The following is a 23,526-nucleotide window of genomic DNA, read 5'->3' on the forward strand; positions in this document are numbered from 1 at the left end:
AGTGTTTATTTTTTATAGTAAGTATTAAAATTGATATTCTATTTTGGCTCCGAAAGAAAGTTTCAGAAGATCGGTTTTCAGTGTTTCAATAGTTGCCCCGTTCTCGGTTTTTGTCTGGATCTGCTTTAAATCAAGGAAATTATTGGCATAAAAAGAAAATTTAAATCCGTTTTGGAAGTCTTTGGAAATTTTAAGGTTGAAATTATGAAAGACCTTTCCCAACTTTGAATTTTCCTCATCCACATCATTATCCTTAATGCTGGTAAACTGTGTAGGATCATTGATCTGCTCAGGAGTCAGCATTACTTTTTCCATATTGGTATTGATGTATGCATATAGAACTTTCGGGTTATAGATCAGCTTATCATCGATGAAGAAATGCTGGGTACGCAAGGAAATAACGAGTCCCGCTTTCGGGAGATGGTAATTCACTGCAGCACTTACCGTCATTTGTTTGTACTGTGATTCCACAGATCTGTATAAGCCGTATATTGCTCCGTCAGCAAGAGTTTTGGAGTCTTTATAACGGTCTACACTGGAATTGTTCTTTGTTTCCACATAACTTCCGTTAATATCCAGACTGATATTTTTTATCGGAAGCTTGTTAAGATTCATCATTAATTCCAGTCCTTTATCTTCTGATTTAAGGCTGTTGACAATCCTGTTCTGCAGATAGTAGAAATTATTATACCCGATTACATCATAGGTCGGCGTATTGGTTCCGTCATAATTGATCTGAAGCTTTGCCTGCTGTCTTTTTGATGCATAATATTCGTTGGTAAAGCCATCATATAGTTTATTGTAGTAAGCTGTAAGCCCTACGTTACCATAGGCAAATTTATAATCGACTCCTATTTCAGAACGGATACTTTTTGATGGTTTCAGATCTTTATTGTCAGCAAAATCTACAAAAGTCTGTACTACACCAAGGTTATAATATCCTGGAAGCCTTACATCGGCGAGAACCTGGTCATAGTATCTTGGTCCTGTATAGATCATATTGATGGATGGGGCTTTGGATGCAATTCCAAAACCTCCCCTGAATTTGAAATTCTTATAGATAAGGTATGAATTGATTCTCGGCTGCAGCACAGAAGCTCCGAACTGATTATCAAATCTCACCCCGACATTTAAATTGAAAATATAATTCCCGAATCTTTTGAATACATTGTCTTCTGCATAAACAGAGTATTGATATTCAGCCCTTACATTCTGCCCGAAATTATAGGGTCTGAAAGCCTGACCGCCACCCGCAAAAGGAGTAATAAGCGTTTCCGGAGTTCCCAGTCTTCCTGCGCCTTTATTGTCGCTGCTTCTTAATGAGGTTCCCACTAAGAAATTATGGATCCATTCACGTTCTGTTTTAAGATTCTTTTTAAGCTCGGCAGAAAGAAACATGGAAATAGGCTTTCCTTCCACTTCCTGTACCTGTCTGTAATTAATCGGGGTATACGAGCCTGTGTAAACGCCATCTGCAGTACTTGTTCCTACAATCTTACCTCCGGTATTCACAAGTTTGGAATCATAGGTATTCTGGTAAGCCTGGCTGTAGTTTGCATTGATGCTTAAATTATCTACGAATGCATCTTTGAATCTCCAGTTAAAACGGTTCGATATTTTGAAGGATATGTTTTTATTTTTAATGATCTGCTTGGAAGCATCTTCTTCCTCGAAATTGGCATTGTCGAAATTATCACCATAATCCAGGGAAACGGAATTGCTGATGTTCTTGTTTTTGTTGTAAACCGTCCACATCAAGCTGGTAGTTACCCTTTGATAGTGGTTGAACTTCGTTCTGGGATCTGAATTTGAACTTAAATAATTGACATTAACATTTAAGAATCCTAACTTATCATTAATCTTAAGCCCTTTATTAAGGTTAAACTCCTGTGTTCCTTCTCTTAAAGCAATATAAGCCCTGTATGGGGTCTTCCCGCTTTTCTGCTGGATATTAACCAGACCGGAAGTAAGGTCTCCGTATTTAGCAGACGGAATTCCCTGAACCACCTCCACACTTTCAATATTTTCTACAGGAATCTCTCTGAGGTCGACTCCGAAATTAGCGTTGGAAAAATAACCGTTATAACCGTTTCCCTTTCCGAATCCCAGCATATTGGGATTGAACAGTGAACCTTCATTACTTAAAACCGGTGATATGGTAGAATAATTTCCAGTATATCCCTGCATATTCTCATTATTGGAGATAGGAATCCCGTCTACAACAATCGCAGTACCGAAGGACTTATTCCCGAAGCCATCTGCACCTGTTCTTGTTAAAGATTCAAGATTTGTTGAACGGAAAACAATCGGTTTAAATTCATTAAGGGAAAGGTTTCTCTGTTTCTGCCCTGGAATCTGCTCCAGAACCTCGTTCAGTGAAAATGCCTGGATATTTTTAAGAGCCTCTTCCTTAATCTCAATCTCAGAATAATTTTTCTTTTTGGCAGCCAGTGCAATTTCCTTAATACGGATTGACGCAGCCTGCATTTCTACAGTGATTCCCTCAGCAGGTACAACGGTATATGTTTTTCTTTTTTCAAGAAGTCCGGATCTTGAAAATACCAGCGTCTCATTAGTTTGATAATTAATCTTAAATAGTCCCGAATTGTCAGTTACCGTCCAGATTCCGGTATTATCCACACCGACCTTAACTCCCGAAACAGGCTTCTTACTATCCGCTGCCACTACAATTCCGGTAATAGTCTGACCACTTACGGAAAGAATAACGAACTGAAAAGCAAGCAGTAATACTTTTTTCTTCAACTTTAACAATTTTCGGCAAAACTATTTATAATTTTTCTAAATAAAAATAAAAACCATCTAATTTTTCATGATTTTTTTCTTCACAAATTGTGGAATTATTTAATCTGGCCTATATTTTAATTAAAAATCAATAAAAGCCCTGAAATAATAGAGTAATAAAAAATTATGATTTATGAATCTTATACACTAAAAGAGATTTATGTATAAAAATGAAGAAATAATAAACCTTTTAGAATAGAAAATAAACAATAATGTAAAAGGCTAAAAAATTATCATTTAAAAGTTACAGACTGGAATATTATATGTAAAATAACAGGAACAAAAAAAGAGAAGCAAAATGCTTCTCTTTTAATATTTGAATTTTAAATCTTTCAATAAAAAAATTACATATGGATCGGTCTTTTCGCCGTAGCATCCAATGCCGCTTCTTTAATAGCTTCTGCATAGGTTGGGTGAGCGTGAGAACTTCTTGCGATATCTTCAGCACTTGCACGGAATTCCATTGCAATTACCCCTTCAGCAATAAGGTCGGCAGCTCTTGCTCCAATAATGTGCATTCCTAGAACCTCATCTGTTTTTTCGTCAGCAATGATTTTAACAAGCCCGTCGATATCACCACTTGCACGGCTTCTTCCTAACGCTCTCATCGGGAAAGATCCTACTTTGTAAGTTATTCCTTCCTCTTTTAACTGCTCCTCAGTTTTACCAACTCCGGCAACTTCAGGCCATGTGTACACTACACCAGGAATAAGGTTGTAGTTGATGTGAGGCTTCTGTCCTGCCAGTATTTCAGCAACCAGAACTCCTTCTTCTTCAGCTTTGTGAGCAAGCATTGCCCCTTTGATAACATCACCGATTGCATAGATGTTGGCAACGTTAGTCTGTAAATGATCGTTGGTTTTAACTCTTCCTCTTTCGTCAAGTTCCACCCCTGCTTTTTCAAGGGCAAGACCGTCTGTATAAGGTCTTCTACCTACAGAAACCAAACAGTAATCTCCTTCTACAACTACTTCTTCTCCTTTTTTATCTTTAGCGGTAACCTTTACGGTATCTCCGTTTCTTTCTACAGCAGAAACCGCAGTAGAAAGCATAAATTTCATTCCCTGCTTCTTAAGAACTTTAGTCAATTCCTTGCTTAAAGCTCCATCCATTCCCGGAATGATTTTATCCATAAATTCAACAACAGTTACCTGAGCGCCTAGTCTTAAGTATACAGAACCTAATTCAAGACCGATAACGCCTCCACCGATTACTACCAGGTGCTTAGGAATTTCCTTAAGGTTTAATGCTTCTGTAGAAGTAATCACTCTTTCTTTATCAAGAGAAATGAAAGGAAGTGAAGACGGCTTGGAACCTGTTGCGATAATGGTATATTTGGATTCGATAGTTTCTGAAGAACCATCATTTTTAGTTACTTTGATCTGAGTGGCAGATTCGAAGCTTCCCAATCCTTCAAAAACAGTGATTTTGTTTTTGCTCATCAGGTAGTTGATTCCATCTGTATTCTGTTTTACCACTTCATTCTTACGCTCGATCATTCTTGCGATATCAGCCTGTGGCTCATTGATAATGATTCCGTGGCCTGCGAAATTATGCTTCGCGTTCTCGAAATGTTCAGAGCTGTCTAAAAGCGCTTTTGACGGAATACATCCAACGTTAAGACAAGTTCCGCCTAAAGTTGGATATTTTTCAATAATTGCTGTTTTGAAACCTAATTGTGCCGCACGGATAGCAGCTACATAACCTCCAGGACCGGAACCTATTACGGTAACATCGAATTGACTCATGTTATTTTATGAATTTGTTTATTATTATCTTTCTTAATTCTCACAAATTTACATATAAATTACCAAGCACCAAAGTGAGTTTTATCAATTTTGAGATTGATAATTCAGATGATTTGATTTGAGGAATATCTATTTTAATAATTTTATATTTTCTTCATCCCCTTCTTTCAGATAGATGGCCGTGAAAACAAGCGGCTTTTTTGCTGATGCGTTATCAAAGTGAAGAATTTTTACATTTTTTGGTTCATAGAAAGCTTCTCCTTCATGAAGAATCACTTTCTGCTGACCTTCTATCTGGAAAACAGCTTCTCCGGATTTTATAATTCCCACCACGGGACAGGGATGAAGATGCGCAGGAACCTGCACTCCTGCAGGTATCGTTATCTCCTGAATTTCTGTAGAATTAATTTTTTGGTCAATAGCAGTTTTTAATAATTCCCTTCTGGAAATGGTTTTCTGCTGAGCCATCATTACAACAGAATTCAGTATCAAAACAATGATTATAAATGGCTTTATTAAATTTCCCATTTTTATATTATCTTAAATTATATTCCAGGTCTTTATGGTCACACATTCAATTTTCCCTGTCCAATAGTTCCTGTACTATCAAAAAAGGAGCCTCCATAAACATACCATTCAAGGCTTTCCAGATATTCTACTGCATTTTCGGGGGTGATCTGCGAACGGTCTTTTTTTGAAACAATTCCTTTGTACCACTTTCCCGATTTGGAATGATGCTCATATTCAACAAAGTAATGAATCCATATTCTCTGACACAGCTTACACTGCTGAATCGTTACTTCTCCATATCTTCCGTTCGTATGATCTATTCCTAATTCCGAGCTTCTGTATTCTGTATAATTGAAATCAGGCTTTTCACAAGCGCATCCTATTTTGGGAATTTTCTTCATTGACTGTTATTGATTTTACCTGGTTCAAATCTAAGAAAATAAAACTCCTTAAGACAAATCTTACTTCATTAAATCCAGCAAAACCTTCTCATATTTATCCAGGATAATATCTTTTGAAAACCTTGATCTGATAGAATTTTTTATCCCGTCACGGTTATAATTTCCCTGTAAGACTTTCATTATTTTCTGAGAGAAATGATCATAATTTTCAATATCAGAAACCTCACCGTTTACCTGATGCTGAATAATTTCATTGATGCCACCCGGACAATTATTTGCCAGAGAATAGGTTCCGCAGGCACCTGCTTCCAGAAGAACATTCGGAAAGCCCTCATACCTTGAAGAAAGGATAAAAAGATCTGCATACTTTAAAAATTGGTACGGATTATCCTGCCTGCCATGGAAAATGACATTTTTCAATCCCAGAAAATCCTTCATCTGATGCAATACTTCTTTGTCTTTGCCATCACCTAAAATATGAAGCATAATGTTTTCGTTTTTAAGCCTTGAAAATACTTTCAGCAGGTTATCAAAACCTTTTCTGGCAGAAAGATTTCCTATCGCCACCACATTTTTATAGTTGTATTTATAACTTTCCGGCTTTAAGGAAACGGCCAGTTTTTCATTGATAAAATCAAAATCAACGGGATTGTTTATTTTGACGATTTTTTTCTTTTTTATATTGAAATTATCCACCAGATCGTGCATCATATCATCACTCTGTGCAATGATTTTCTGATAGTTATTGTAAAAATTGTAGAAGAATTTAATTTCTTTACGGGTTACATGCTGTGTTACCACATTGGTTTCACGGGCGATGAATTTCGTTCTCGGAAATAATTTGATAAAAAGGGCCAGATAAGCATTCACCTCACCAAAACCTGAAAACACAATATCCGGTTTTCTGCGGTAGATTTCGCCTAAAATAGGTTTTAAGGAATGCCTGATCCGTTCTGTATTGATGTCTATGATTTCAACATCTTTTTTAAGAAAATTAAGATATCCGCCCTGTTTGCGAAGCAGCAGGATTTTTGGTTCGAACCGGTCTCTGGAAAGATGATTGGCTATGGTGGTAACAATTCTTTCTGCACCACCGGTTTCCAAATCCGGCAGAATAAATATGACAGATATTTTTTTCATCAGTTAAAGTTAGTAAAAAGTTTTATTAAGTTTCAAATATTGCCAACCCGAACATTTTCATGAAACGACAAGGCTAAAAACATAAGCTTTGAGGGATGATCAGCTCTAAGTTTCAATAAATATTTCACAAATTTACAATAAAAAAGCTCTTCCGGGGAAGAGCTTTTTCTATTAAATAGATTATATATCTTAGTTGGCTACATCGCTGATAAATTTTATCCTCAACATTCGCACTTCCTCATCAGAAAGTTCGTCTCCGAATTCGTCAAGGAGCACTTTCATGCTATCGCTTTCAGATTCGGTCATGAATTCCATGAAGCCATCTACAATATCTTCATCAAAATTGTCTTCGATGTAATAATCGATATTGAGTTTTGTTCCCTGATAGACGATACTTTCCATTTCTTTCAGAAGTTCGTTCATGGAAAGGTTCTTGGCTCTTGCAATATCTTCAAGATCAATCTTTTTATCGGTACTCTGGATAATAAAAACCTTATGGCTGGATTTGTTGGCCACTTGTTTGAGCACCATATCCTGCATACGCTCAATGTTGTTGTCTTCTACATAGGTTTTGATAAAATCCGCGAATTCTTTCCCGTATTTTTTAGCTTTTCCTTCTCCTACCCCGTAAATTTTGGCGATCTCTTCCAGTGAAACAGGATACTGAACTGTCATATCCTCCAAACTGGGATCCATAAATACCGTATAAGGCGGAATTCCGTGTTTTTTGGCTACTTTTTTCCTCAGATCTTTTAACTGTCCGAAAAGATTCTGGTCTAAACCTGTACTGGCCTGCATCTGTCCCTGTTCACTCTCCGCTTTGGCCTGGGTAAGATCAAACTCCCTGTCTTCAGCAATTAAAAACGGCTCTGAAGATTTGCCTCCGAGGAAATTTTTAGCTTTTTCAGACATTTTTAAAACGCCATAGGTCTCAATATCCTTCTGCAGAAACCCCTGGACTGTAGCCTGTCTTAAAATGGTTTTCCAGTAATTATCTTTTTCGTCTTTTCCGAAACCGAAATGAGAAGTCTGCTCTAGTTTATATGATTTCGTAACTGCATTTTCTTTACCGGCGATTACCGAGATAAGATCTTTTGATTTGAATTTTTCTCCTGTATCTTTAATGAGTTCCAAAACTTTTTTAAGGTCTGCGGTTGCATCTTTTAGCTTGGGAGGATTGGAAGAATTGTCGCACATATTGGCTCCATCTCCTTTCACCGGGTCAAAATTTTCACCGAAATAATAAAGAATGTACTGTCTTCTGCTCATTGAAGTTTCGGCATAGCCTACTACTTCATTTAAAAGCTGCAGGCCAATTTCCCTTTCAGAAACAGGTTTCTGGGCAAGGAATTTTTCGAGTTTTTCGATATCTTTAGGATCGTAAAATGCCAGGCAGTGGCCTTCTCCTCCATCTCTTCCTGCTCTTCCTGTTTCCTGGTAATAGCTTTCCAAAGATTTTGGAAAATCATAATGGATCACAAAACGTACATCCGGTTTGTCAATTCCCATTCCAAATGCAATGGTAGCTACAATCACATCAACCTCCTCCATAAGGAATTTATCCTGATTGGCCACCCTTATTTTCTGGTCCAGACCTGCATGATACGGAAGGGCATTAATGCCGTTTACCTGTAAAAGCTGGGCAAATTCTTCCACTTTTCTTCTGCTTAAACAGTAAACAATTCCCGATTTTCCTTTATGCTGGTTGATAAATCTTACGATTTCCTTATCTACATTGACTTTTGGACGTACTTCATAATACAGATTCGGGCGGTTAAAACTTTCTTTGAAAACCAACGCATCACTCATTCCTAAAGTTTTCTGGATATCATCCTGAACCTTAGGGGTTGCAGTAGCTGTCAGAGCAATTACCGGAACTTCGGCAATTTTATCAATAATGGATTTAAGGTTTCTGTATTCCGGCCTGAAATCATGTCCCCATTCTGAAATACAGTGGGCCTCGTCAATGGCTACGAAAGAAATCTTAACTTCTTTAAGGAAATCCAGATAATCATCTTTGATCAATGATTCCGGTGCTACATACAGAAGCTTGGTTTTCCCGCCTTTGATATCGTCAAAAACCTGCTTTGTCTGTGTCTTATTTAATGATGAATTTAAAACGTGCGCTACCCCGTCATCAGACGAAAGGCCGTTCACCGCATCTACCTGATTCTTCATTAACGCGATTAAGGGCGAAACTACTATTGCCGTACCTTCTGAAATAAGTGCCGGAAGCTGATAACATAATGATTTACCACCTCCTGTAGGCATTAAGACAAATATATCCTTCCCACCGAGTAGGTTTTCTATAATTTGTTCCTGCTGGCCTTTAAATGTAGAAAACCCGAAATACTTTTTCAACTCGCCTGATAAATTGGCTTTTTTTGCGTTCATCTAATTTTCTATTGCTAAATTTGCATCCAACCCAAAGTTATAAAAATTCTGCTTAAAATAAAAGCGAACGAATTTATAAAAAATAAAACTTATATTAAATATTCTTTTTTAAATATAACGTTTTTTAATGGATTTTTTGTATGCTCTAAAATTATAAAATGGAAAGAACCGACCTTATTTCAATTGCCCAAAGCACTTTGGAAATAGAAATTTCAGAACTTGAAAAATTAAAGAACAGGATCAATGAAGATTTTGCCCGGGCAGTGGAGATTATCCATTCGGCAAAAGGAAAATTAATAGTTGTGGGAATCGGTAAATCTGCACACGTTGGCAATAAAATTGTTGCCACATTAAATTCTACAGGTACTCCGTCACAGTTTCTGCATGCTTCTGAAGCCATTCACGGAGATCTTGGCGTAATCCAGAAGCAGGATGTGGTTCTCTGCATCTCGAATTCCGGGAACTCACCGGAAATCGCTAACCTCGTTCCCTATTTAAAAGATTATTCTTCCGCCCTGATCGGGATGACAGGGAATAAAAACAGTAAGCTTGCTGAATTCTCTGAAATTATCATGGATACTCATGTAGATGTGGAAGCATGCCCGAACAAGCTGGCTCCGACAAGTTCCACCACCATCCAGATGGCCCTTGGAGATGCTATGGCTGTGGCCTTAATGGAACTTAATAATTTCAGAGAGAATGATTTTGCCAAATTTCATCCGGGAGGAAGCCTTGGAAAGAATCTTGTTTCAAAAGTAGACCAGTTTTTATCTCCTCAGAAACCCCAGGTTGAAGAAAATGCACTGGTAAGAGACGTTATTATTTCAATCAGTGCATCCAGTCATGGAATCACGGTGGTGACCAATGGTGAAAAAATTATTGGAGTAATCACTGATGGAGATTTGAGAAGAATGCTGATGAAAGGAGATGATATCAGCAAAATCCTGGCAAAAGACATTATGTCTGCCAACCCTAAAACGATCGAAAGGGATACTTTGGCAAAAGAGGCTATGAAAATTTTGAAGGAAAATAATATTGGCCAGCTGATCGTCACTGAAAACGGAAGCTATTTCGGAATTATTGATCTGCATACCCTACTTGATGAAGGGATCAATTAATTTGATGTGAATAAACTACTTTTATTATAAAATAAATTAGCAGACAGTATTTTTAAAGTACTGTCTGTTTTTTTCTGAAAATCAAATAGGAATATTTACTTTATACTTAAATAAAATCACGTTCAATAATTCTAAATACTGATTATTATTTCATAATTTCGCAGACTTAAACGGCTTCCCTCTGACGGGTTTGCTATTTTAGAGAGACTTAGTATGGACGAAAAAAAAGAAATGTCCTTTCTTGGGCATATTGGAGAATTAAGAGGTCACCTCGTACGCTCGATTATTGCTATTATAGTTGTTGCAATCGCTGTGGGATTCAATATCAACTGGATCATGGACCATATCTTTTTTGGGCCTACCAGAAATGATTTTCCGACTTTCAGGGTGGTTAACCATTTTTCGAGAATGCTTTTAGGAGAAGACAGTATTCACCTTCCGAAAGATTTTCCGGTTCGTGTACAGCGGCTTTATCAGCAGTTCAACGTCATGATGGCTGTTTCTGTTTTCGGAGGTCTGGTGGGTGCTTTTCCTTATATTGTGTGGGAGTTGTGGAGGTTTATAGGTCCGGCTCTTCATCCCAAGGAAAGAAAGAATTCTATCTTTATCATCAATGCGGTGTGGATCCTGTTTATGACAGGAGTTTTATGCGGTTATTTCCTGATCCTTCCGTTTGCCGTGAATTTCGGGGTTATTTTTAAGATCTCTGATATTATTATTCCACTTTATGACCTAAGCGATTATACCACTCTGTTCTTACAGGTTATTTTAGGGATGGGAGTCATATTTCTTTTTCCCATTCTTATCTATTTCCTTACCAGCATAGGGATTTTAACGCCTATGTTTATGAAAACTTACCGTCGTCATGCTATTGTTCTGATCATGGTTGTGGCTGCGATCATTACCCCTGCCGATGTTTTAAGTATGCTTATGGCTGCCTTTCCACTGTTGATCCTTTATGAATTCAGTATCATCATGTGTAATATTACTTACAAAAAGGTTCAGAAAAATGCTGGAAACCTTCCGGTAATACAGAAGTAATATAAATTCAAACATTTTCGAAATTCAAACTTATTGTTTAGATATCACAGCCCGGCTAAAGCCGGGCTTTTTTATGTCCTCTTTTCATTTTATTGATAAAGTCTACTTTTTTTTAATTGTATCCCTCATTGTGGCATTAATTTTTTATTTTTGATAGAATTTAATTTAGTTTTAAATGAAAAAGCTGACCTATACACTTTTATTTGCTTCGGGACTTGTTTTCGGGCAGTTCTTTGAAAAAGATAAAGTTTTTACCAAGGAAGATACGCTGAAAGGATCTGATACCCGATTCCGGAATTTTTGGGACGTTAAAAAATATGACCTTTCCGTAGAGCCGGACTTTGCCCAGAAAAGCATTAAAGGATATAATAAGATCAGCTTTGAGATTACCAAAGATGTAACTGATCCTATATTCCAGATCGATTTGCAGAAACCTATGAAGGCTGATAAAGTGGAGACTGATTTTCCGGTTGCCAATTATAAGCAGGATGGTGATTTCATTTTAGTCACTGCCAAAAAGAAATTTAAAAAAGGAGAAAAATACACCATTGATGTCACCTATTCCGGTAATCCCCTGATTGCCAAAAGAGCACCGTGGGACGGAGGCTGGGTATTCGCCAAAGACGAAAAAGGGAATCCGTGGATGAGTGTGGCCGATGAAGGAATCGGTGCATCCATATGGCTTCCGACCAAGGATATATGGAGCGATGAACCGGACAATGGGATCATTATGAAAATCATCACCCCAAATGACCTTGTAGGAGTAGGAAACGGAAGACTGATCGATAAGAAAACAGAAGGTGGAAAAACAGCGTATACATGGGAAGTGAAAAACCCTATCAATGCTTACTCCATCATCCCGAATATTGGTAAATATGTGAATTTTAAAGATACATTTACCGGAGAGAAAGGAAAACTGGATCTGGATTACTGGGTACTGGACTACAATCTGGAAAAAGCAAAAAAACAGTTCCAGCAGGTAAAACCTATGCTTTCAGCATTTGAATACTGGTTCGGGCCGTATCCTTTTTATGAAGACTCATACAAGCTGGTTGATTCTCCTTATCTGGGGATGGAACACCAAAGCAATGTAGCGTATGGAAATAACTACCAGAACGGTTATCTGGGTAAAGATCTTTCGGGAACAGGTGTAGGTCTTAACTGGGATTACATCATTATTCATGAAAGCGGCCATGAATGGTTTGCCAATAATGTAACTGCAAAAGACCAGGCGGACATGTGGATCCATGAGAGTTTCACGATGTATTCCGAGGTTCTTTTTGTTGAAAAATATATGGATAAAAAATCGGCGGACATCTATGCCAGAGGCGTGCGGCAAATGATCGATAATGATGTTCCCATCATTGGAAAATACGGGGTAAGAAATGAAGGAAGCGGCGATATGTACCCAAAAGGAGCCAATATGCTTCACACGATACGCCAGGTAATCAATAATGATGAAAAATTCAGGCAGATCCTGAGAGGTCTAGGCAAAGATTTTTACCATCAGACCGTAACCACGCAGCAGGTTGAGGATTATATGTCATCGAAATCAGGAATTGATCTTTCAAGCATCTTCAATCAATATTTAAGAACAATAAAAATTCCTAATCTGGAGTATTCGCAAAACGGGGATTCTTTGAAATTCCGGTATACAGATGTGGTGAAAGGATTTAAACTTCCTCTCATCATCAATGGAGACCAGACCATCAATCCTACCGAAAACTGGCAGACCGTGAAACTTAAAAAGAATGTCCCGGTAGAATTTAACAAGAACTATTACATCAATTATAATCAGGTGCAATAATACAGAAATGGCGAAAATGCAAAAGAGCAAGTTCGCGGAAAGGCAAAATCGTTATGCGGGTTTGCCTTTTTTATTTTTACTAAATTATTAAGGAGAATTAAGGAGTGGGAATAGTTGAGGTTCCTGATTTATTGAGGGTATTGGATGATTTTTAATGCGCTTAAGAACTTAATTCCTCTTAATGGGGTCAAAAATTTTAAGAAAAGTTTAATATTGTATTTCGTAACAAAATGGTCAAAAAAACTACTATTAACTATAAAAATTTAAACTTAATGAGAAAAACAGCAGTGAGTCTGGGTCTTTTCGCCGCTTTCCTGGCCAATGCCCAATCTATAAAAACCACGATTGATCTTGTGAATGTAAAAGATGACAAGGTAGCCGTTACAATGGAATTTCCGAAAATGAAATCCGGAGATGTCAAATTTCATTTTCCTAAAACCGTTCCGGGTACCTATTCTGTAGATGATTACGGTCGATTTGTGGAAGGGATCAAATTTTATGATAACAAAGGAAGGGAATTAACCTATACAAAAGTTAATGACAATACCTATTCATTGAAAAATGCCCAGGCATTAAGCAAAATAACCTACCTGGTTAATGACAGCTTTGATGATGAAATGGTAAATGAGAAACATAAAGCTGTATTTTCCCCGTCCGGGACTGATATTGAGGAAGGAAAAATCTACATGATCAATACCCACGGCTTCATCGGGTATATTGACAATATGCAGGATGTGCCTTACCAGCTAATCGTTCAGAAGCCTGCAGGATTTTATGGAACAACGGCTCTGGTAGACCAGGATAAATCCGATGATACCGATACGTTTACACTGGCCAATTATGCGAAAGTAACCGATTCTCCGCTGATGTACACCAAACCGGATTATATTACCTTCAATGCAGGAGGAATGGATCTTGTATTGGGCGTTTATTCCCCTACCGGAAAGTACAAGGCAGCAGACTTTAAAGATAATCTTGAAAAAATGGTACTGGCTCAGAAGAAGTTCCTGGGCGACATGAATACCAATAAAAAATACGCGATCATGCTGTACCTTTCAGGGGGTGACGGACCGCAGATCAAAGGTTTCGGAGCATTGGAACACCATGAATCTACAAGTGTGGTGCTTCCTGAAATGATGCCTAAAGATGCGATCGACAAAACCATTACAGATGTTGTTTCCCATGAATTCTTCCATACCGTGAATCCTTTGAAAACACATTCTGAAGAGATCCATTATTTTGATTATGCAGATCCTAAAATGTCCCAACACCTGTGGATGTACGAAGGAGGAACAGAATATTTTGCCAATCTTTTCCAGATTCAGGAAGGCCTGATCAATAAAGACGAGTTCCTTCACAGAATCAATGAGAAGATCACCAATTCCAAGAATTACGATGATACCATGCCGTTCACGGTGATGAGTAAAAATGTTCTGAAGGATGAATATAAAGATCAGTACAGAAACGTATATGAAAAAGGAGCATTGCTGGCGATGTGCCTGGATATTGAACTGAGAAAACTGTCTAACGGGGAAATGGGCTACCGTGACATGATCAGAAAGCTGTCCCAGAGATTTGGTGAGAACAAACCTTTCAAGGATGATAAGCTGATCGATGAACTGGTAACGGTAACCGGCTATCCGCAGGTAAAGGATTTCTATAATAAATATATTGCAGGAAACCAACCGACTCCTTACATTGAATACCTGAACATGGTAGGTGTAGAAGCAAAAAAGCAGGATACCCCTCCTCTTTTCTGGTTTATCAAAGATCCGAACCAGACAGGTTATAATGAAAAGAATAAAACATTTGTATTTGATGAAAGCTCCGCATTGTCTCCTTTCGCAAAAAGTGTAGGATTTAAAATCACTGACGAAATTCTCGCTCTGGATGGCAAAACCGTCAATATTCAGAATGTGCAGGATTTTATCGGTTATGCAAAATCGATCAAGGAAGGACAAAATGTTACAGTGACCATCCTTAGAAAAAATGGTGATAAGGCTGATAAAATGAACCTTACAGGGAAAGCTATTCTGGATAAAATGACCGTAGAAACCTTAAATTATAAGGCAAATCCAACTCCGGAAGAACAGAAATTGCAAAACCAGTGGTTAACCGGGAAAAAATAATGATTTAAAAATGAACAGTTAATAGAAAAGCGGGAAATAAATTTCCCGCTTTTTTGTATTCCGTATTTTACTATTGTTTTTGTTGATCCAAAAGCTCCAGTGTATGTTTTACATGGTCATTGCCTTTCCACTCATCATGACCCGGGATTACCTTTGCAGTGGAAGGGTATTTAGCCTGCAGTTTTTTCATGGTTGCCGGCCATTGCTCTACATTAGCCTCTCCAGTATATCCAAGATCAACTGCTGCACTGCTTTTTACTAAGCAGCCACCGTCCAGGACGTTATATTTTGGAAACCAAACCACCACGTTATCTGCCGTGTGCCCTTCACCTAAGAAATCTACAGTGAACTCTTCACCGCCTATTTTATAGGTCTTTCCCACTTTTGTTAATTTAGTGGAAGTTGCTTTTCCTTCTTTCTTCAGAAATTCATTGGTTTTGGCCGTAGCATAGGTCGGGATTCCTTTTTTATTGTAAAAACTAAGGTCTCCGGCCCTGTCAGCATGTGAATGCGTTGCAAATACAGCGATTACCGGTAAGTTATGACGTTTCTTTATGGTATCCATAAGGCTTTGATACTGGGTTTTCTGCCATGGAACATCAAACAGGACCACCCCTTTTTTAGTAATCAGGTAAAGCGCATTGGTTGAATATTCTTTGCCTTCAAAAACTCCGAAGGTCTTATACAGATAAAGTTGCTTGCCAAAAGGCTGCTCGATTACAAAGTCACGAACCTGTGCATTAAAAAAATTAATTAAGAACAGAGACAACACAGTCAAAACCCTAACATTTTTCCTCATAATTTTTTATAGTATTTAAATTGATTTACCGAAATATAAATTCTGGAACGGAACAATTGATATGAATTGTACCCGGAAGAAGTGTAAATTTATTTATTATTTCGTTTAAACCGATCCACATCAGAAGGATTTAACTTATTTTAATACTATGTCAGCTAAGCAATTTTTGTATTTTATCAGAGAAATATTTATGACAATGAAATCATCAAAATAACCAATTTATGTTTATGCTTTTTTAATGGTGATTCTGAATGTACTTCCCTTTCCTACTTCAGTCTGGGAAACTTTAATATCTCCGTTATGGTATTCATGAATAACCCTTCTCGCCAGTGAAAGTCCAAGTCCCCAGCCTCTTTTCTTAGTTGAATATCCGGGTTTAAAGGCATTTCTGGCCTGCTGCTTGGTCATTCCGCTTCCGGAATCTTTTACCTCGATGAGGATATTTTTATTCCTTTCAAAAACAGACATGTCCAATGTACCTTCCCCTTTCATGGCATCTACGGCATTTTTCACAAGATTTTCAATCACCCAGCTCATCAGGATCTTATTGTGAGGAACCAGAATGGTATATGTCGGAAGGTGCAGACTGAAGTTGATCTTTTTTGAAATTCTTGTTTTGAGATAATTATAATTCTCTACAATCGTTTCATTGAAATTCATGTCATTCAGTTCAGGGACAGACCCGATTTTAGAAAAACGCTCGGAGATGGTCCTCAGTCTTTCAATATCTTTTTCCATTTCGTGTACCCCTTCGGACTCCGGATTATCCAGCTTCATGATCTCCATCCAGCCTATCATCGAGGATAAAGGTGTTCCGATCTGGTGAGCAGTTTCTTTAGCGAGTCCGGCCCAGAGATAGCCTTCATCCGTTTTTTTAATGGTCCTTAAAAACCAGAATGAAAACAGGAAATAGCAAAGAATAAAAAAGCCCAGTATAAAAGGGGAATACCTTAAATCGTTCAGTAACCGTGAGTTGTCATAATAAACAAACTGGTTATTTCCTTCGGGAATTTTAATTTCGATCGGAGGATAGCTTTTTGCCATTTTTTTAGCCAGAAGGGTGATCTGTACGGGATCATTTTCTATTTCCTGAGGAATATTTTTATGAACCATAGGCCTATCATCCTTGTCCAGTACAATCATTGGAATCGTATTGTTGGAACTGTATATTTTAAGGATCAGTTCCTGAACTTCAAGGCTTGGGGTCACTTCCTGCTGAAATTTCAGGGCACTTACCAGGATATCTACCCGCTTGATTTCTTCTTTTCGGAGGAAATTGATAAGAATCGTTGAAGCAACCACAATAGTGACGACTACCACAGTCATCAGCAAAAATATGATCCAGTTATTCAGCCTGGTAAGTATGGATTTCCTCAAAGTTCTTTTATTTTAAAACATTCAGAATTTTCTGCAGTTCAGCTCCTCCGCTACCCTGATAATTATTAATAATGATTGAAAATACATATTTTTTGCCATCTTTTGCGGTATGATATCCTGCAAAAGATTTGGTATCCCTCATTGTTCCGCTTTTCATCTTCATTCCGTTATCCTGAGTCGGAAAGCCATCATAATACGCATCAAACCACGGCTGTTTTTTCGCATACAGTAAAGCCTGGACTTCAGCTTTGGCGGCTACATAATTCTGTGGCGAAAGTCCGCTTCCATCAGCAAAATTAATCATATTCGGGTTGATTCCTTTGGATTTCCAGAATTCTTTCAGATAAGCAACCCCGCTTTTGAAGCTGGAATTTCCTTTCTTTTCTTTTCCCAGAGTTTTAATTAAGGTTTCCCCATACATATTGACACTTTTCCTTAAAAACCAATATATAATTTTATCCAAAGTTGGGGACTGGTAAGTAAGAATAATATTCTTTGCAGCTCCGGGAACCTGCTTTCCTTCCATTTCAAGCTGTGACACTGTCATTACATTCCCTGAAACTTCAACGCCCGATTCTTTAAGCCATTGCTTCACCTCTGTGCCCAGCTGTAATGGCGGGTTAGGAACAGACCCGGAAACGGTAACTGTTTTTCCTGCCGGCAATGTACCGTTGATTAACGCTACATCGGAATACGGTGCAGTGAAAATAAGGCTCTGATCCGAACTTCCTCCTGCTTTCAGGTCATTCAGCCATTTTACATTTTCTAAAGGATACGAAAATCCTTTAAACTCTGTGCCGGCAATATTGATATCGAATTGGTTTTCCCTCCAGTTGATCCCCCAGACTCCTGCTCCATAATAATTACCTAGATCATCCCAGGGCCATCCGCCGGGAATTGTCTGATGGTCAAAATAAGAATCATCAATGACCAGATTGCCGGAAATTTTTGTAATCCCTGACTTTTTCAGAGCTTCAATCAATTTATTTTTAAAGTTTTCAGGCTTATAGGCATCGTACCGCCAGCTTCCCAATGTGGGGTCACCATTTGAACTGATGACAAAATCCCCGTTCAGAATTCCTGCAGATAAGGTTCCTGAATATCCTGCCGTTGTTTTATACGTATAATTTTTACCTAAAGTTTCAAGAGCTGCACCGGCAGTGAAAATTTTCTGTGTGGAAGCTGTTGACAGCCCTTTATTACCCTCATATTCATATATAAACGTTCCGTTATCATCAGTAACGTAAAATGATAAGCCGGATGAAACCGCTCCTGAAGAATCCATAAGGTCTTTAGTCGCTTTATCCAGCTTCTGAGCAATATTCTGGGCAGATATTACCTGAACCGACAGTATAAGAACTGCAAGTGTTTTTTTCATGACAAGGTTGTTATAATCTAAATTTAAATTCCAATGCTTCGACTTCGCTCAGCATGACATTCCAATACTATTTAATTAATCAGTTGTTATTCTGGATATTGAGTGAAAGTTTTCCAATGGCTTTACAAAAAATGATACCAATTTCTGATCAAATATAATAAAAATAAGAGCTTACTTTTGGCGTTTAAAGGAGAGTCCCCGCCTCTATTTCGTAAGGTTCTTTACCTTTTTCAAAGATTCTTGTGAGCTCGGTTCCTTCTACTGTGATCCTGTCTCCTGTTCTTCTGATCCAGTTTCCTTCACGAAGGCCGATGACTTTCAGATCATTTTGGGTCAGGAATTCTTTGATTCTCATTTCTCTTGTTTCCCCGTTATGCTTCAGTTCAGGATTCGGGTCAAGGTAATGCGGATTAAGGTTGAAAGGAACAAGTCCCATACAGTCAAAACTTGGCGGATAAACAATAGGCATATCGTTCGTGGTTTTCATGTTCTGTCCTCCGATATTGCTTCCGGCACTGCAGCCGAGATAGGCTTTTCCGGACTCGACGTTTTCCTTCAGAACATCCATCAGGCCTTCTTCATGCAAAGTTTTTACCAGTAAGAATGTGTTTCCTCCTCCTGTAAAATATCCTTGGGCGCTGTTCAGAGCTTCTGTTTTATTTTCAAACTCATGAAGACCTTTTACTTTAATATGAATAGTTTCAAAGAAAGAGCGTGCCTTCGCCGTGTATTCATCATGCGACATTCCGCCAGGTCTGGCAAAAGGAACGAAAATAATTTCGTCAATTCCCTGATAAAGCTTTATTATTTCTTTTCTCAGGTATTCCAGATATTCTCCTCCGAAAACAGTAGACGTTGATGCTAATATGATATTCATACCGTAAATTTTGTTGATTATTAAAAATTGATTTACAAAGATAGAATCAATCGCTAACGAATCAAAAATTAAGCTAAAAAAAATAGTATAGCCGTTAATATCTTCTAAAAAAACTTAAAGCTTCTAAAATTTTAGCTTTTATGGAATTATTATTGGATTTCAAACTATAGAATTTTAAAATGTTAAGATTATGAAAATGGCTAAAATTAATATCAAAAACCTATTTTTAGGATTACTATTTGCAGGAACGGCAAGTTTGGTGAATGCGCAAACAACCAAAGTTGATACTGCTACCAACACTACTACAACTAATACTACTACAACCGCTACTGTTCAGGCAGGAAGCAATTCAACCATTGAAGGTCTGAAAAAACAGATTGAAGCCAATCCAAAAGATACGGATGCACTGGCAAAACTTGCCGGAGCCTATCAGGACGCATCAGATTGGACCAATGCAGTTGATACATGGAAAAAAATATCTGTTTTATTGCCGGACTGGGCTCCGTCTTACTACAGCCAGGCTTATGCCTATCAGTCCGCTAAAGATGATGCCAATGCAAAACTTGCCTATGAGAAGTATATTGCGACTGTAAAGCCTGAAGAAGTAGAACAAAATAAGAAAAATCTGGCATATGCCTATTTTTATCTTGCCTTTGCAGAACAAAAAAGTGACCCTGCTAAAGCTAAAGAACATATTGCTAAATCTATAGAATATGATCCTACCAATCAGGATGCTTTAAAGCTTAGCAAAACTTTGAATTCATAGTTAAAAACAAAATCCGGAAAAAATTTCCGGATTTTTTATGTGCTTAAATATTTTTAAATGCTGTTTTTAACCATTAAGATTTACTAAGTGATTAAGATTATTAAGGAGAAATAACATTATTCTAATCATCAGAATAATTCAACTTAATTATTCTTAATTTTTTAATTTTCCTTAATGGTTTGAAAACAGTTCTTTAAGTTAACTATTCGATTCTTTTACCAAAGAAATCGGTTTCACCATGCAGATGCCGGATGATCTTTCCGATATTCCTTTCGATACTGGCATCCGTTTTCAGGTTATTGATATATCGGATCAGTTCATGTCTTCTGGACTGAGTAAGGTTTTCAAAATTACGGACCGCTACAGGACTTTCCTTAATAGCTGCATCCAGCTTTGGATGTATGGAGATACTTCTGTCCGAATCATCATATTCTATTGAAATCTCCAGAGTTTCACCAATTCGTTTAGGGGAATTTTTCAACATTAAAAGATTGACATAGAGTCTCCACTCCCCCAAATATTTCATCAGGTTCTGCTTAAATTCTTTTCCGTTGACGGTTCCTTTTACGGGAACAGGGCTTTTGTCCTTTCCCGCTTCCCTGAAAATGTCAGTTAAGATATCTTCAGGAACGAAAACAAAAGGATTGATCCCGATAATTTCCAGTGCGGCTGTAAAACTCTTGCTTTTCATGTTTAACAAATGTAGTGTTTTATGGGAAATGTTGAGTTTGAGTGTCTGAAAGTTTGAGAAAGTATACTATAAATTATCCTTTACAATTTTTTCCTCCATCTTCTAACTTCTAACTTCTAACTTCTAACTTCTAACAAAATTAAAATTTTCCACTCACAAAGGGAATCATTATCTTTGCAGGAATAAATCTATCGAACGAAATGAAATTTTTTATTGACACAGCCAATTTAGAGCAAATCAAAGAAGCAAGAGACCTTGGAATTCTGGATGGAGTAACCACCAATCCTTCCTTAATGGCAAAAGAAGGAATTCAGGGGAATGAGGCGATCAAAAACCATTATAAAACGATCTGTGAACTTGTAGACGGAGATATTTCTGCTGAAGTACTTTCCACAACTTATGAGGAAATGATCAAAGAAGGGGATGAACTGGCAGCAATCCACCCGAATATCGTAGTAAAGATCCCAATGATCAAAGACGGTATTAAAGCATTAAAATATTTTTCCGATAAAGGGATCAAAACGAACTGTACCCTTATTTTCTCTCCAGGACAGGCTCTTTTAGCAGCTAAAGCAGGCGCTACTTATGTTTCCCCTTTCCTTGGAAGACTGGATGATATTTCTACAGACGGATTGGGTCTTATCCAGGAGATCAGATTAATTTTCGATAACTATATGTATGAAACTGAGATTCTGGCAGCATCTATCCGTCATTCTATGCACATCATCGATTGTGCCAAGATCGGGGCAGATGTTATTACGTCTCCGCTTCCTCCGATCTTGAGCTTACTGAAGCACCCGCTAACAGACAGCGGTTTGGCTCAGTTTATTGCAGATTCCCAGAAATTAGCTTAATAATCGACTACAACTGAACATATAAATCCCGGAACTTCTGTTCCGGGATTTTCTTTATTAAAAAAATCTGATCTGAATTATTTTTCATCTATATTTTTAATCACCCTGCACGGATTTCCTACAGCCACAACATGGTCCGGAATATTTTTGGTGACCACACTTCCGGCACCAATTACCGCATTATTTCCAATGGTGACACCGGGCAGAACCACTACATTCCCTCCCAGCCATACATTATCACCAACCGTAATCGGATGGGCATATTCGAGGCCTTCATTTCGCTGCTCTGCATTCAACGGATGTCCTGCGGTATAAAAACTGCAGTTGGGACCGATAAAAACATTATCTCCGAACTTCACTTTTGCGCAGTCTAAAATAGTCAGGTTATGATTGGCATAGAAATTCTCACCGGTTTCAATATTATATCCGTAATCGCACCAGAAAGAAGGCTCTATGCAGATATTCTCTTTTGTACTTCCAAGAATTCTTTTGATCAATAGAGCTCTGTTTTGAGTATCAGAATTTTTTAAGGCATTATATTCCAGACACAGATCTTTGCATGCGATCCGTTCGCTGATCAGCTGTTCGTCATAATTTGCGTTGTATAAAAGTCCGGCCTCGCATTTTTCCTTTTCTGTCATGGTTGGGGTTTAAAGTTTAAGGTTTAAGGTTTAAAATTACGATAATCCGCAAAAATAAAGGATGGTCATTAATAACCATCCTGCTGTATCTTAAAAATCATAGAATTTACTTCGTCAAATCCGGTTCGATCGGGTTGTTATTTTTTTGAAGTGATTCTTTGGTTCTTTTTTCCATTTCTTTAAATACCTGATTGGGGTCTGACAGTTCTTTCCCGTCCTGGGTTTTCATCTTAAATACCATTTTTGTATTGGAATCTCCACCATTTTTCATCATCATTTCTCTCATATTTTTGGTAGGATCGTTCACATAAGCTTTCCAAACTTTTTTGTACTGGTCTTTGGTAATTTCCAGTTCTTTGGTTCCCATTCCCAGTATTCTTACATTATCCGGAAGCTGGGCTTCATTTTCCTCTGCTGGATTCGGTATTGTTTTATTTCCTACCAAGGTCATAACATGCGATCCGGTAGCATCCTCTATCTTTACGATCAGTCCCGGAAGGCCATAAAATTTATAAGGTCCGTCCTGAAAAGGGATATCTGATGAAAACCAGGCTGTCCATTCTCTTCCGCCATAGCTTGTCACAGCTTTCTGGGTATTGTATTCGCCTATTTTCTGTTTATCCGGAAGGATTTTCCATTCCGGTTTTTTATCTTCCGCAATTTTGTATTTATCTGTGCTGATATTGGTAAAAAGGTAAGTTTTGAATTCAGGATAGCTTTTGGTCACTTTGTACGAAACCTGTCCCGGTCTTTCTCTTCGGTTGATGCTGATGTTTCCGCTCCCTGAATTTATTTGCTTCTGCAAATCTGCCCTTGAAGTGGAATCTGCAATGAATTTATCATGACTGTAATAGGAGGAACCGGCTTTATTAATGTCCAGGAGCATCATTTCCTTTTTCACATCTTCCTTATTGTTCGAATCGGGAATAAACTTATATTCATAAAAGAATCTGTTGGTCTGGGCTCCGGCAAGCATTCCCAGAAGTAAAAAAAATAAAATTTTTGTTTTCATAATTTGAATTTATTAATAAAAAAAGCTTTGCCAATATACAA

The 23,526-nt window shown here is 37.8% G+C and carries 19 protein-coding genes; 6 read left to right on the forward strand and 13 right to left on the reverse strand.

The features are described 5' to 3' along the window. Window positions 1-24 precede the first annotated feature (24 nt). From ACM40_RS19190 to recQ, 6 genes are all read right to left on the reverse strand, one after another. A complete protein-coding gene (locus tag ACM40_RS19190; protein WP_048504383.1) occupies window positions 25-2,763 on the reverse strand; it encodes a TonB-dependent receptor in 2,739 nt (912 codons plus the stop codon). 383 nt (window positions 2,764-3,146) lie between these two features. Further along, window positions 3,147-4,550, reverse strand: a complete 1,404-nt coding sequence (gene lpdA, locus ACM40_RS19195) for a dihydrolipoyl dehydrogenase (protein ID WP_048504384.1) — start codon at window positions 4,548-4,550, stop codon at window positions 3,147-3,149. A gap of 129 nt (window positions 4,551-4,679) precedes the next feature. Continuing rightward, window positions 4,680-5,078, reverse strand: a complete 399-nt coding sequence (locus tag ACM40_RS19200; RefSeq protein ID WP_228376222.1) for a cupin domain-containing protein — start codon at window positions 5,076-5,078, stop codon at window positions 4,680-4,682. 38 nt (window positions 5,079-5,116) lie between these two features. Continuing rightward, a complete protein-coding gene (locus tag ACM40_RS19205) occupies window positions 5,117-5,461 on the reverse strand; it encodes a hypothetical protein (protein ID WP_048504385.1) in 345 nt (114 codons plus the stop codon). Between the two features lie 60 nt (window positions 5,462-5,521). Next, window positions 5,522-6,601 carry a glycosyltransferase gene (locus ACM40_RS19210; protein ID WP_048504386.1) on the reverse strand — a complete coding sequence of 360 codons (1,080 nt, stop codon included), beginning with the start codon at window positions 6,599-6,601 and terminating at the stop codon, window positions 5,522-5,524. Window positions 6,602-6,790: 189 nt separating this feature from the next. After that, window positions 6,791-8,995 carry a DNA helicase RecQ gene (gene recQ, locus ACM40_RS19215; RefSeq protein WP_048504387.1) on the reverse strand — a complete coding sequence of 735 codons (2,205 nt, stop codon included), beginning with the start codon at window positions 8,993-8,995 and terminating at the stop codon, window positions 6,791-6,793. A 158-nt stretch (window positions 8,996-9,153) separates the two neighbouring features. Between recQ and ACM40_RS19220 the strand changes: the two genes are divergently transcribed. The 4 genes from ACM40_RS19220 to ACM40_RS19235 all read left to right on the forward strand — a co-directional run bounded on the left by ACM40_RS19220 (window position 9,154) and on the right by ACM40_RS19235 (window position 15,090). Then, window positions 9,154-10,113: an SIS domain-containing protein gene (locus tag ACM40_RS19220; protein WP_048504388.1), complete on the forward strand. Its 960-nt coding sequence runs from the start codon at window positions 9,154-9,156 to the stop codon at window positions 10,111-10,113. Between the two features lie 213 nt (window positions 10,114-10,326). After that, window positions 10,327-11,154: a twin-arginine translocase subunit TatC gene (gene tatC, locus ACM40_RS19225; protein WP_048504389.1), complete on the forward strand. Its 828-nt coding sequence runs from the start codon at window positions 10,327-10,329 to the stop codon at window positions 11,152-11,154. A 175-nt stretch (window positions 11,155-11,329) separates the two neighbouring features. After that, window positions 11,330-12,961: a M1 family metallopeptidase gene (locus ACM40_RS19230; RefSeq protein WP_048504390.1), complete on the forward strand. Its 1,632-nt coding sequence runs from the start codon at window positions 11,330-11,332 to the stop codon at window positions 12,959-12,961. A gap of 272 nt (window positions 12,962-13,233) precedes the next feature. Then, complete coding sequence (locus ACM40_RS19235; RefSeq protein ID WP_048504527.1) at window positions 13,234-15,090, forward strand: PDZ domain-containing protein; 1,857 nt, start codon at window positions 13,234-13,236, stop codon at window positions 15,088-15,090. 70 nt (window positions 15,091-15,160) lie between these two features. On the opposite strand, the gene blaIND is transcribed toward ACM40_RS19235, so the two are convergent. From blaIND to pepE, 4 genes are all read right to left on the reverse strand, one after another. Then, window positions 15,161-15,889, reverse strand: a complete 729-nt coding sequence (gene blaIND / locus ACM40_RS19240) for an IND family subclass B1 metallo-beta-lactamase (protein ID WP_048504391.1) — start codon at window positions 15,887-15,889, stop codon at window positions 15,161-15,163. Window positions 15,890-16,114: 225 nt separating this feature from the next. Beyond that, the gene (locus ACM40_RS19245; RefSeq protein ID WP_048504392.1) at window positions 16,115-17,266 is read right to left on the reverse strand and encodes a sensor histidine kinase; all 1,152 of its coding nucleotides are present in this window, start codon (window positions 17,264-17,266) and stop codon (window positions 16,115-16,117) included. A 7-nt stretch (window positions 17,267-17,273) separates the two neighbouring features. Then, window positions 17,274-18,644 (reverse strand): D-alanyl-D-alanine carboxypeptidase/D-alanyl-D-alanine-endopeptidase, encoded by a 1,371-nt coding sequence (gene dacB, locus ACM40_RS19250; protein ID WP_048504393.1) that lies wholly within the window; start codon window positions 18,642-18,644, stop codon window positions 17,274-17,276. A 184-nt stretch (window positions 18,645-18,828) separates the two neighbouring features. Next, entirely contained in the window at window positions 18,829-19,521 is a 693-nt protein-coding gene (pepE, locus tag ACM40_RS19255; RefSeq protein WP_048504394.1) for a dipeptidase PepE, read from the reverse strand. A 190-nt stretch (window positions 19,522-19,711) separates the two neighbouring features. Between pepE and ACM40_RS19260 the strand changes: the two genes are divergently transcribed. Beyond that, window positions 19,712-20,287, forward strand: coding sequence for a tetratricopeptide repeat protein (locus ACM40_RS19260; protein ID WP_048504395.1), 576 nt, complete (start codon window positions 19,712-19,714; stop codon window positions 20,285-20,287). Between the two features lie 202 nt (window positions 20,288-20,489). Here ACM40_RS19260 and ACM40_RS19265 read toward each other — a convergent pair whose 3' ends face one another. Further along, window positions 20,490-20,978 carry a YdeI/OmpD-associated family protein gene (locus tag ACM40_RS19265; RefSeq protein ID WP_048504396.1) on the reverse strand — a complete coding sequence of 163 codons (489 nt, stop codon included), beginning with the start codon at window positions 20,976-20,978 and terminating at the stop codon, window positions 20,490-20,492. Window positions 20,979-21,178: 200 nt separating this feature from the next. Between ACM40_RS19265 and fsa the strand changes: the two genes are divergently transcribed. Next, entirely contained in the window at window positions 21,179-21,832 is a 654-nt protein-coding gene (gene fsa, locus ACM40_RS19270; protein WP_048504397.1) for a fructose-6-phosphate aldolase, read from the forward strand. Window positions 21,833-21,909: 77 nt separating this feature from the next. Here fsa and ACM40_RS19275 read toward each other — a convergent pair whose 3' ends face one another. Beyond that, the gene (locus ACM40_RS19275) at window positions 21,910-22,473 is read right to left on the reverse strand and encodes a sugar O-acetyltransferase (protein WP_048504398.1); all 564 of its coding nucleotides are present in this window, start codon (window positions 22,471-22,473) and stop codon (window positions 21,910-21,912) included. 106 nt (window positions 22,474-22,579) lie between these two features. Further along, window positions 22,580-23,485 (reverse strand): GLPGLI family protein, encoded by a 906-nt coding sequence (locus tag ACM40_RS19280; RefSeq protein WP_048504399.1) that lies wholly within the window; start codon window positions 23,483-23,485, stop codon window positions 22,580-22,582. Between the last annotated feature and the right edge of the window lie 41 nt (window positions 23,486-23,526).

The organism is Chryseobacterium sp. BLS98, from assembly GCF_001045445.1.
Lineage (GTDB): Bacteria > Bacteroidota > Bacteroidia > Flavobacteriales > Weeksellaceae > Chryseobacterium.

What these genes read in the sequence shown, in the direction of transcription:
- lpdA (WP_048504384.1), bottom strand. Translation starts at nt 4,550, where the DNA reads ATGAGTCAATTCGATGTTACCGTAATAGGTTCCGGTCCTGGAGGTTAT.
- ACM40_RS19200 (WP_228376222.1), bottom strand. Translation starts at nt 5,078, where the DNA reads ATGGGAAATTTAATAAAGCCATTTATAATCATTGTTTTGATACTGAAT.
- ACM40_RS19205 (WP_048504385.1), bottom strand. Translation starts at nt 5,461, where the DNA reads ATGAAGAAAATTCCCAAAATAGGATGCGCTTGTGAAAAGCCTGATTTC.
- ACM40_RS19210 (WP_048504386.1), bottom strand. Translation starts at nt 6,601, where the DNA reads ATGAAAAAAATATCTGTCATATTTATTCTGCCGGATTTGGAAACCGGT.
- recQ (WP_048504387.1), bottom strand. Translation starts at nt 8,995, where the DNA reads ATGAACGCAAAAAAAGCCAATTTATCAGGCGAGTTGAAAAAGTATTTC.
- ACM40_RS19220 (WP_048504388.1), top strand. Translation starts at nt 9,154, where the DNA reads ATGGAAAGAACCGACCTTATTTCAATTGCCCAAAGCACTTTGGAAATA.
- tatC (WP_048504389.1), top strand. Translation starts at nt 10,327, where the DNA reads ATGGACGAAAAAAAAGAAATGTCCTTTCTTGGGCATATTGGAGAATTA.
- ACM40_RS19230 (WP_048504390.1), top strand. Translation starts at nt 11,330, where the DNA reads ATGAAAAAGCTGACCTATACACTTTTATTTGCTTCGGGACTTGTTTTC.
- ACM40_RS19235 (WP_048504527.1), top strand. Translation starts at nt 13,234, where the DNA reads ATGAGAAAAACAGCAGTGAGTCTGGGTCTTTTCGCCGCTTTCCTGGCC.
- blaIND (WP_048504391.1), bottom strand. Translation starts at nt 15,889, where the DNA reads ATGAGGAAAAATGTTAGGGTTTTGACTGTGTTGTCTCTGTTCTTAATT.
- dacB (WP_048504393.1), bottom strand. Translation starts at nt 18,644, where the DNA reads ATGAAAAAAACACTTGCAGTTCTTATACTGTCGGTTCAGGTAATATCT.
- pepE (WP_048504394.1), bottom strand. Translation starts at nt 19,521, where the DNA reads ATGAATATCATATTAGCATCAACGTCTACTGTTTTCGGAGGAGAATAT.
- ACM40_RS19260 (WP_048504395.1), top strand. Translation starts at nt 19,712, where the DNA reads ATGAAAATGGCTAAAATTAATATCAAAAACCTATTTTTAGGATTACTA.
- ACM40_RS19265 (WP_048504396.1), bottom strand. Translation starts at nt 20,978, where the DNA reads ATGAAAAGCAAGAGTTTTACAGCCGCACTGGAAATTATCGGGATCAAT.
- fsa (WP_048504397.1), top strand. Translation starts at nt 21,179, where the DNA reads ATGAAATTTTTTATTGACACAGCCAATTTAGAGCAAATCAAAGAAGCA.
- ACM40_RS19275 (WP_048504398.1), bottom strand. Translation starts at nt 22,473, where the DNA reads ATGACAGAAAAGGAAAAATGCGAGGCCGGACTTTTATACAACGCAAAT.
- ACM40_RS19280 (WP_048504399.1), bottom strand. Translation starts at nt 23,485, where the DNA reads ATGAAAACAAAAATTTTATTTTTTTTACTTCTGGGAATGCTTGCCGGA.